The organism is Sphaerotilus sp. (assembly GCF_013299175.1).
Lineage (GTDB): Bacteria > Pseudomonadota > Gammaproteobacteria > Burkholderiales > Burkholderiaceae_C > Sphaerotilus.
Window position 1 is genome coordinate 1 of record NZ_JAAFKF010000123.1, and the last position, 9,978, is coordinate 9,978.

Below are 9,978 nucleotides of genomic sequence, written 5' to 3' on the forward strand. Positions count from 1 at the left end.
CCGGAAAAGCAGTCGGCGATCCTGGACAACCCCTTCGTGCTGCTGTACGACAAGAAGGTGTCCAACATCCGTGACCTGCTGCCGACGCTGGAGCAAGTCGCCAAGGCTGGCCGCCCGCTGCTGATCGTGGCTGAAGACGTGGACGGTGAAGCGCTGGCCACGCTGGTGGTCAACACCATCCGCGGCATCCTGAAGGTCGTGGCCGTCAAGGCACCGGGCTTCGGCGACCGCCGCAAGGCCATGCTGGAAGACATCGCCATCCTGACGGGCGGCAAGGTCATCGCCGAAGAAGTCGGCATGTCGCTCGACAAGGTGACGCTGGCCGACCTGGGCCAAGCCAAGCGCGTCGAAGTGGGCAAGGAAAACACCATCCTCATCGATGGTCACGGCACCGCCGACATCATCGAAGCGCGTGTCAAGCAGATCCGCATCCAGATCGAAGAAGCGTCGAGCGACTACGACCGCGAGAAGCTGCAAGAGCGCGTGGCCAAGCTGGCCGGTGGCGTGGCCGTCATCAAGGTCGGTGCTGCCACCGAAGTCGAGATGAAGGAAAAGAAGGCCCGTGTCGAAGACGCGCTGCACGCGACCCGCGCTGCTGTGGAAGAAGGCATCGTGGCTGGTGGCGGCGTGGCCCTGCTGCGCGCCCGTCAAGCGGCTGGCACCATCGCTGGCGACAACGCTGACCAGGACGCCGGCATCAAGCTGGTCCTGAAGGCCATCGAAGCCCCGCTGCGCGAAATCGTGGCCAACGCCGGTGGCGAGCCGAGCGTGGTCGTGAACGCCATCCTGGCCGGTTCGGGCAACTACGGCTTCAACGCCGCCAACGACACCTATGGCGACATGATCGACATGGGCATCCTGGACCCGACGAAGGTCACCCGCACCGCGCTGCAGAACGCTGCTTCGGTCGCGTCGCTGATGCTGACCACCGAGTGCATGATCGCCGAAGCACCGAAGGACGATTCGCCTTCGATGGGCGGCGGCGGCATGGGTGGCATGGGCGACATGGGCGGCATGGGCATGTGATGTCCGCTGCCTGAGCCGTGCGCTCAGTGCCAAGCAGAAAGGGCCGCAGCGATGCGGCCCTTTTTTTGTGTCGCCCTGGCCGGTTGGTGTGCGATCCCCGTGAACAGGGGTGACGCTTCCTGTCATCGTGCCGGGGAAGTGACATTTTTTGACCACTGTTGTCTTGCCGGGCACCGATTTTTGTCGCACCAGCCGGGCAATGGCGGGTGTTTCGGTCGCTTCCTGTGCAAATCGGGGCTGGCACGGACCCTGCAAAGTAGCTGCACCTCTACCCACCCATTGCAGGAAGCAACATGAAGCGAGTTCAACAAGGTTTCACGCTGATCGAACTGATGATCGTCGTGGCGATCATCGGCATTCTGGCCGCCGTGGCACTGCCGGCGTACCAAGACTACACGAAGCGGGCGCGTATTTCGGAAGGTCTCGGGTTGGCCGGCGGTGCCAAGACTGCTTTGGCTGAGTACTATGCTTCGAACAATGCTTGGCCTACGAGTAATACTGTGGCCGGCTTGGCATCCCCAACCGAAATTACTGGCAATTCGGTGACTAGCGTGACTGTTGGGAATGCCGACGGAAAGATCGAAGTGCTTTACAAAACTAATGCAGGAGCGGGCACAATCGTCATTGCCGGTGCGGCAGGCTCTGGTGGCGTGACGTGGACTTGCACGGGCGGCACGGTTGATCCCAAGTATCGTCCGACTCAATGCCGCCCGTAACTCTGGTGATGTTTCTCTAAAATAAAAGGGGCGTTTGGCCCCTTTTATTTTGTCTATTGGTAAGTGTCATCATGAATCCAGAATTGTATTTCTGGCGATGCTCCCGTAATCAATACGGCATGACCTTGATCGAACTGATGATCGTGGTCGCCATCATTGGTCTCTTGGCAGCGATGGCCATTCCTGCTTATACTGACTACACCATCCGTGCACGGGTTTCTGAAGGGTTGCGCCTGACCAGTGAAGCCAAGGATATGGTAACAGAGTATTATGGTACAAACTCGGCTTGGCCCACAAATAACACGGCGGCAGGACTGGCCGATGCGACCGATATCAAAGGCCATGGGGTGGCCTCGGTGACGGTGGGGGGCGGTGGCATCATATTGATAGAATTCAATGGAAAAGTTGATTCTGGCAAGCGCCTGCAACTTGTGCCGGCGGCCGGAAGCGGGTCCGTGCGCTGGACTTGCCAGATCCCTGCCACGCAAGGTGTTTCCCCACGCTATGTTCCTTCCGAGTGTAGAAATTGACTGAATCTGGCGGAAAAATCATGTCGAATTATTCAATGGCAACCTTTCCGGTTGCTTTTTTGTGCCTGGGACTTCTTTTCGCTTGGCTGGCACCCACCCGTGGTTCTTATGACCTAGACCAACTTCCCAATCTCTATGTAGCACTGACTGTTGGTTGCACAGTGTTTTTTCTGGGTATCTCTAAAGCTCAGGTCATGCCACGAGAAAAATCATCTCGGGCCATTATTTTCATCTGGTGCTGGCTGCTGCTGTGCTGCGTCCTGACCGTCTTGCGCCGAAAGGTCACTTATGTCGAGTTGCTGATCGGCCCTGCGCTCGGACTGGGGGTGGCGTTGCTGGTCGTGCTGCTGGTGGATGATTTGGTGCTTGGGCGTGAAGCGGGAGTTGTTGTCCAGGCCGACCAGATGCTGATCGGTACTGTTGTGCTGGGTGGTCTGCTGACGGTGTGGACAGTCTTTGTTCAGGCCCGTGTACTGCCGAATCTGCTGGGATGGGTGATGATGCCGCCGCCTGACATGGCGCCAGTCACTAATTTTGCGCAGCCCAACCTGGGTTCGCTGCTGATGTCCATGGGCGTTGTGTGTGTCATGGGGTGGCGTTCAAGTGGCTGGTATTCGCGTGCAGTACTGCTCGTCATGAGCTTGCAGACTATTCTTGTGATTCTGCTGGTGACGGCCATTTTGCTGACCCAAAGCCGCGCGGGTTTGTTATTGTCCATGATCGGTTTGGCCACAATGCTGTGGCTGTCCGGGCATTCAGCCTCTCGGTTGCTGCGATTGGTGGTAGTGGTCGGTGTCTGCGCGGGCGTCTTGATACTGTGCCAATGGCTGGCGGCGGCTATAGTTTCTCGACCTGCAGCGGTGCTTACACTTACACACGCAACCCTGCAGCGTTTTTCAGAAGGAGAGGGACTGGCGATGCGACTGCAGATCATGGCGCATGGCCTGCAGCAATGGATGGATTTCCCACTGCTGGGTGGTGGCTGGGGTACCCATGCGGGTTGGGTTTTTCTGCACGCTGAAAATATCTCGTGGCCTAGATACACCAACCATGCACACAACCTCGTGAGTCAGTTGCTAGGTGAAACTGGGTTGTTGGGCGTGGTACCAATCGCCATTGCGTTTCTGGTGGTGCTTAAGCGAATTTTCTTGATGAAGGTCTGGCGACAGAGCTGGGTGCTTAAAATCTACAGCGTCTTGTTACTGGTGCTGCTGCTGCATTCTCTGGTCGAATATCCCCTGTGGAATTTGTTTTTTCTGGTGCCATTTTCATGGCTGTTGACTCGGCTGACGCAGTCGGCGTGCGTGGTGGAGCCAGTGGTTATGGTGGACATGACACCTGCGCGCTCGCCGCGGTTCATGCGTGCTGGGCCTGGCTTGGCGGTGGTAGCGATTGCTTCTGCGTTGATGGTGTTCACGCTCGGTGTGGTCGATGAGCGCCTGATAGCCCAGGCGCTCTACACCGCAAATCGCCACCTGCCTTCTCCCGATTCATTGGGGAAGACCTATTTTTCAGATTTGATCCGGTACGCCGATCCACTGTCCGATTCCCGTATCGCGGCTGATCGGCGTACCTTGGGCGAGCGTCTCGTGCTGGTGGCCCCGATTGAGTGGCTCATTGAGCGGCTGGCCATCGACCAAGCCTTGACCGGCGATCCTGCCGCGTCGGCCACGACCCTGGTGCGCCTGTGCGCGATGTACCGCCACCGCTGCCCCGAGGTGCTGGCGCGGCTGGAGGCGCTGTCCCGCCAAGCGCCGCTGTTCGTGCCGATCCGGGCGGAAGTGTTGTCCCGCACGGGGGCACGGCCGCGCGAGGACTACGACCTGCCGCTCCTGCGCTGATCGGTGTCCATCGGTGTCGAAGCCCTGGCCATTCAGCCGGAGCCTGAGCATGCCTCGCTATGATCGGCCACCCATGACCCAGCCCGATCACCCCCCCGTCTCCTTCGTGCCACTGGCCTTGCTGGCCGTGGCCTTGCCCTTCCTGATCGCTGGCAGCGCGCCGCCCACCTCGACCTACTTCAACCAGGCCGTTGCCTTCGGTGGTTGCGGTGTCTGGCTGCTCATCTGGGCGCTGACGGCCCGGCCCAGCCTCGCGGCGCAACCCTCCTCTGCACCGACCAAGCTGCTGCTGGTGGCGGGCGCGTTGCTGGTGGCAGCCACGCTGACCTCCAGCACGCCGTGGGGACAGCGTCTGGCACCGCTGGCCTGTCTGGTGCTCGCCGGGGCGCTGATGCACGCCACGGCCGCCGCGACCCGTGCCGCCCGTCTCGACGACTGGGCCACGCCGCTGATGACCGCGCTGCTGGTGGCCGGGTTGCTGAGTCTGGTGGTGGGACTGGTGCAGGTCTTCTGGCCCGAACTCGCCGACGGCCGCCTCGTGTCGTATCCGACCATCGCCGGCCGCGCCATCGGCAACATGCGCCAGCCAAACCAGCTCTCGACGCTGCTGCTGTGGGCGGCGGCGGCGGCGGTCTGGCTGGGTGTGCGCGAGCGCCAGCCGCTGGCGGTGACGGCGGTCGTGCTGAGCGCGCTGGTGTTCGGGGTGGCGCTGACGGCTTCGCGCACCGGGTCGGTCGGCGTGGTGCTGCTGGCCTTGTGGGGCTTGGTGGACCGCCGGCTGCCCAGGCCCGTGCGGGGGCTGCTGCTGGCCATGCTGCCGCTGTATGCGCTGAGCTGGTGGGGGCTGGAGCAGTGGCTCTCGGCGCACGGCGTCATGTATTACGGCGAGGACCAGCTCAAGAAGACGCTGCACGGCGACCCCAGCAGCTCGCGCGGCAAGATCTGGGCGAACACCTGGGACATGATCTGCAGCCATCCGTGGACGGGCGTCGGTGTCGGTGCGTACAACTTCATCTGGTCGATGACCCCGTTTCCGGGGCGTCCGGTGGCGTTCTATGACCACTCGCACAACATCGTCCTGCAGCTCGCGGTGGAGTCGGGGGTGCCGATGGCGCTGGTGATCCTCGGCTGCACGCTGGCTGCACTCTGGCAGGCCCGCCCGGCGCTGACCGTGGCGGACGACGACCGCGCCCGCGGCGCCCGCACGGCGTTGTTCATGCTGGTGATGGTCGGTGTCCACAGCCTGCTCGAATACCCGCTGTGGTACGTCTACTTCCTGTTGCCGGCGGCCATGCTGGCGGGATGGCTGACCGGGCTGGTGCCGGTGCGTCCCGCGGCGACCACGGCGCTGGCGGTGTCGCGGCTGGCCGGTGCGTGGCGGTCGGTCTGGTGCGCGACCGGGGCGCTGGCGCTGGCCGGGTCGCTCTGGTCCACGGTGGAATATGGCAGCGTGGCGGTCATCTTCGAGCCGGATTTGTCCTGGGGCGAACCCGCCCCGCTCGCGCAGCGCATGGCAAAGGGCCAGCGCAGCGTGCTGTGGGGCCACCATGCCGACTACGCCTCGGTGACGATGGCGGCCAAGCCGGAGGAGGTGTTCGCGCAGTTCGAGCGTCCGCTTTACCACCTGGCCGACACGCGGCTGCTGATCGCCTATGCGCGGGCGTTGCTGGCACGTGGCGAGATCCAGAAGGCGACCCATGTGGCTGCCCGGTTGCGCGAGTTCCACAACCCGGCCTCGGCCGATTTCTTCGCTGCGTGTGAGGCACCCGGCGCGGAGCCGAGCGCCACGCCGTTCCAGTGCCTGCCCGATCCGGGCCTGCCGGCCGAGGCACTGCGCCCGGCCCCTTGACCCGGACGAAGCGACAAGCCCCGAGGTTCAGCCCGGGGTCGAGCGTTCAAGCCGTTCCGGCTTGTCAACCGACATGTATGGAAATACAGTTGTCGGATGGAAGCCGTGAAGACCCTCAAGCTGCGGATCAAGGACAAGCACGCGGGCGTGCTGTCCTTGATGGCGCGTGAGGTGAACTTCGTGTGGAACTACTGCAACGAGACGAGTTCGCGGGCGCTCCGGGAGCGGCGCGAGTGGCTGAGCGGGTTCGACCTGCAGAAGCTCACGGCGGGGTACTCGAAGTGCGATGGCGTGCGGATCGGTAGCGCCACGGTGCAACTGGTGTGCGAGGAATACGCCACCCGGCGCAAGCAGTTCAAGAAGTCGAGGCTGAACTGGCGGGTGTCGAACGCGAAGTCGGCGAAGTATTCGCTGGGCTGGGTGCCGTTCAAGGCGGGCGGCGCGAAGTACAAGGCCGGGCAGATCGCTTTTCTCGGGCACAGGTTCAGTCTGTGGGACAGCTACGGGCTGAGCCGGTTCGATCTGCGCGCAGGATCGTTCTCGCAGGATGCGCGCGGCCGGTGGTACCTGAACGTGTGCGTCAAGGTGGACGTGCCGAAGTCGGCGGGTACCGGGTCGGTCGGGATCGACCTCGGCCTGAAGACCGCGGCGACGTGCTCGGACGGTGAAGAACTGGCGTCCGGCCTGTACCGCAAGCACGAGGGCGCGCTAGGGATCGCCCAGCGGGCGCGCAAGAAGAACCGGGTGCGCGCGATCCACGCGAAGATCGCCAACACGCGCAAGGACGCGATGCACAAGTTCAGCACCGGGCTGGTCGAGCGCAACGCGGCGATCTTCGTCGGGAACGTGCAGGCGAAAGCGATGGTGAAGACCAAGATGGCGAAGTCCACGCTGGACGCCGGATGGTCAATGCTGAAAACGATGCTGGAATACAAGAGCCATCAGGCCGGCATCGTGTTCGAGGAGGTAAATGAAGCCTACACAACCCAGACCTGCTCGCGCTGCGGGGGCATACCCGCCAGCAGTCCGAAAGGTAGGACAGGTCTGCGAATGAGGCGATGGACATGCTGCGATTGCGGCGCGGAACACCACCGCGACGTGAATGCAGCCAGGAACATCGCCGCGCGCGGACATGCGCGTCTCGCAGGAGGAATCCCCGTCCTTTAGGGCGGGGAGGATGTCAAAGGCACGGTGCAGGCAGGGACTCAGTCAGCGACCCAGTCGCCAGACTTGCCGCCCCGCTTGGCCAGCAGCCGCACGTCGGCGATGACCATGCCGCGGTCGGCCGCCTTGCACATGTCGTAAATGGTCAGCAGGCCGACCTGCACGGCGGTCAGGGCCTCCATCTCCACTCCGGTGCGGCCCAGCGTCTCTACTGTGGCTTGGCAGTGGACCGCCGATGCCGCCTCGTCGATCTGGAAATCCACGGCGACCTTGGTGATCGGCAGCGGATGGCACAGGGGGATGAGGTCCGAGGTGCGCTTGGCGCCCTGGATGGCGGCGATGCGGGCGATGCCGATCACGTCGCCTTTTTTCGCGTTGCCCTGGGCGATGAGGGCCAGGGTGGCGGGCAGCATGCGGATCGTGCCGGCGGCGGTGGCGACGCGGTGGGTTTCGCGCTTCTCGGCGACATCGACCATGTGGGCTTGGCCGTGGGCGTCGAAATGGGTCAGGGGAGAGTGCATCGATCGGGTCCGCTCAGCAGGGATTTACACAGGGGAGACACAGTGCGGGCATCATACGCAGCCCTGCTGCATCTCCCGCTCCGGGCGGGCTGGTCATGACCCTACCTCGTCCCGCCGTGTCCAGACGTGATGCCCCTTGCCAGCGACCAGGGCGGTTGTCGGTGCTGGCGTCGGTGTCGGCTTCCGTGCTGGCCACGGTGCTGGTGGCCGCACCGGTGTCGCTGGGTGTCGCGCAGGTCGCACGGGCGCAGCCGTCCCTGCCATCCCTGGGGGATGCGGCGGCGGAAGACCTCACCGTCGGCGCCGAGCGCCGGCTCGGCGACCGCATCCTGCGCGAGATCCGGCGCGATCCGGACTGGCTCGACGACCCGGTGCTGCAGGACTACCTGAACAGCCTGTGGCAGCCGCTGCTCGCCGCGGCGCGGGCGCGGGGCGATCTGTCCGACGACCAGCAAGCCCATTTCGCGCTGCAGACCTTTCTGGTGCGTGACCGCTCGGTCAACGCGTTTGCGCTGCCCGGTGGCTATGTGGGGGTCCACCTCGGCCTGATCGCGCTGACCACGTCGCGGGACGAACTCGCTGCCGTGCTGGCCCACGAACTCTCGCACATCACCCAGCGCCACATCGCCCGCAACATCGCCAGCAGCCGGCGGCAGTCGATGCTGGGCGTGGCGTCGATGATCGTGGGCGTTCTGGCCGCGTCGCGCAGCCAGAACGCCGATGCCGCCAACGCGGTGATCGTCGGAGGTCAGGCGGCTGCGGTGCAGGGGCAGCTCAATTTCTCTCGCGACATGGAGCGTGAGGCTGACCGGGTCGGCTTCGGCGTGCTGGACGCCGCTGGCTACGCACCCGAAGGCATGGCGGGCATGTTCGACCGGCTGCAATTCGCTTCGCGCCTGAACGACTCCGGCCAGTTTCCCTACCTGCGGACCCACCCGCTGACCAGCGAACGCATCGCCGAAGCGCGGGGCCGGCTCGGCGTGGTGACGGATCGCAAGGGGGGGCCGGTTGCGGCACAGTGGCTGCACGCCGCGATGCAAGGCCGTGCCCGCGCCATGATGGATGGCCGCACGCAGACGCTGACGCGGCTGGCAGGTGGTGGTGTGCCCACCGCAGCGGCTGCGGCGCAGACCCCCGAGGCGCTGGCGACCGCGTGCGCTGCGGCCGTGGCCGCCACGCGGTTGAAGGATGTGCGGGTGGCCGATGCCGCGCTGGCGCGTGCGCGTGGACTGGCAGCCCCGCAGGGCGAGGCGGTGGTGCGTGCGGTGCAGGTGCTGCAGGTCGAGTCGCTGCTGGAGCGCGGGCAGTCGGCCGAGGCGGCGCGCGTGCTGTCAAGCGCGGTGCTGGATGGCTCGCGGGCCGGGCTGCTGCTTGGCGCTCGGCTGGCGGCGTTGCCGGGATCCGAGGCCACGCTGGTGTCCCGCACCCGTGAAGATCTGCAGACCTGGGTGGCGCTGCACGCTGACGACGCGGGGGCGTGGCTGGCGCTGGCACAGGTGAATGAACGCCAGGGGGCCCCGCTGGCAGCCCTGCGCGCCCATGCGGAGGCCCGGTTTGCACAGGGTGATCTGGTCGGTGCGGCCGATCGGCTGCGCGCGGGTCAGCGGCTGGCGCGCAGCAACGGGGCAGTGGAGTCGATGGAGGGCGTGATCATCGAGTCGCGCCTGAAGGCGATCGAACAGCAGCGCCGCGTCGAGATGGAGCAGGAGCGCAGCGGGCAGCGGGACTAGCCTTCGTCGAGCAGCCGCTCCAGGACCGTGTCGATGACCATGCCACAGACGCTGTAGAGCAGCGACGCCACCAGCGCGGCACCGAATCCCGCCACGTTCAGTCCGGGCAGCAGCCATGCCGCGCTGTAGAACACCATGGCGTTGACCACGAACAGGAACAGGCCGAGCGTGACCACCGTGACGGGCAAGGTCAACACGACCAGCACGGGCCGCAGCAGCGTGTTCAGCAGCCCGAGCACCAGGGCCGCCACCAGCGCGGCGCCATAGCCGTGGACCTGAATGCCGGGGTAGAACTGCGCCGTCAAGAGCAGGGCGGCCGCCAGGAGAAACCAACGTGCAACGAGCTTGACCATGTGTGACAGCATACACACTTGGCTGGCCGCCGTGAAAAAGGCCACCTCGCGGTGGCCTCGTGGTCGCAGTGTTGCACCAGCGTGGCGCTGGGCGTGCCGCTGGCGTCAGCGTCGGTGCTGCTTACTTGAGCAGCGCCTTGAGGAGCTTGGCCATCTCGGAGGGATTGCGGGTGACGGTGAAGCCGCACTCTTCCATGATGGCGAGCTTGGCGTCCGCCGTGTCCGCACCACCCGAGATCAGCGCCCCG

The 9,978-nt window shown here is 64.7% G+C and carries 9 protein-coding genes and 1 pseudogene; 7 read left to right on the forward strand and 3 right to left on the reverse strand.

What is annotated here, in order from left to right; all coding sequences use genetic code 11:
• The 6 genes from groEL to QZW52_RS16765 all read left to right on the forward strand — a co-directional run.
• The coding region (gene groEL / locus QZW52_RS16740; protein WP_294000830.1) for a chaperonin GroEL at nt 1-1,026 on the forward strand (1,026 nt) is incomplete at its 5' end.
• Nucleotides 1,027-1,319: 293 nt separating this feature from the next.
• Nucleotides 1,320-1,742, forward strand: coding sequence for a pilin (locus QZW52_RS16745; protein ID WP_294000831.1), 423 nt, complete (start codon nt 1,320-1,322; stop codon nt 1,740-1,742).
• 71 nt (nt 1,743-1,813) lie between these two features.
• On the forward strand, nt 1,814-2,272 hold the full coding sequence (locus QZW52_RS16750; protein ID WP_294000833.1) for a pilin: 459 nt from the start codon (nt 1,814-1,816) through the stop codon (nt 2,270-2,272).
• Nucleotides 2,269-4,113, forward strand: a complete 1,845-nt coding sequence (locus tag QZW52_RS16755; protein ID WP_294000835.1) for a PglL family O-oligosaccharyltransferase — start codon at nt 2,269-2,271, stop codon at nt 4,111-4,113. Before QZW52_RS16750 ends, QZW52_RS16755 begins: the two co-directional genes overlap by 4 nt.
• A gap of 73 nt (nt 4,114-4,186) precedes the next feature.
• Nucleotides 4,187-5,962 (forward strand): PglL family O-oligosaccharyltransferase, encoded by a 1,776-nt coding sequence (locus tag QZW52_RS16760; RefSeq protein WP_294000836.1) that lies wholly within the window; start codon nt 4,187-4,189, stop codon nt 5,960-5,962.
• Nucleotides 5,963-6,058: 96 nt separating this feature from the next.
• On the forward strand, nt 6,059-7,129 hold the full coding sequence (locus tag QZW52_RS16765; RefSeq protein WP_294000837.1) for an RNA-guided endonuclease InsQ/TnpB family protein: 1,071 nt from the start codon (nt 6,059-6,061) through the stop codon (nt 7,127-7,129).
• A gap of 38 nt (nt 7,130-7,167) precedes the next feature.
• Here the strand turns inward: QZW52_RS16765 and moaC are convergent, their stop codons facing one another.
• Nucleotides 7,168-7,647: a cyclic pyranopterin monophosphate synthase MoaC gene (gene moaC / locus QZW52_RS16770; protein ID WP_294000839.1), complete on the reverse strand. Its 480-nt coding sequence runs from the start codon at nt 7,645-7,647 to the stop codon at nt 7,168-7,170.
• A gap of 95 nt (nt 7,648-7,742) precedes the next feature.
• On the opposite strand from moaC, the gene QZW52_RS16775 reads away from it, so the two are divergent.
• On the forward strand, nt 7,743-9,377 hold the full coding sequence (locus QZW52_RS16775; protein ID WP_294000840.1) for a M48 family metalloprotease: 1,635 nt from the start codon (nt 7,743-7,745) through the stop codon (nt 9,375-9,377).
• Here QZW52_RS16775 and QZW52_RS16780 read toward each other — a convergent pair.
• Both QZW52_RS16780 and QZW52_RS16785 read right to left on the reverse strand, forming a co-directional pair.
• The gene (locus QZW52_RS16780; protein WP_294000841.1) at nt 9,374-9,730 is read right to left on the reverse strand and encodes a phage holin family protein; all 357 of its coding nucleotides are present in this window, start codon (nt 9,728-9,730) and stop codon (nt 9,374-9,376) included. The two genes, QZW52_RS16775 and QZW52_RS16780, sit on opposite strands and share 4 nt — an antisense overlap.
• A gap of 121 nt (nt 9,731-9,851) precedes the next feature.
• A pseudogene (locus QZW52_RS16785) lies at nt 9,852-9,978 on the reverse strand (succinate--CoA ligase subunit alpha); the annotation flags it as partial.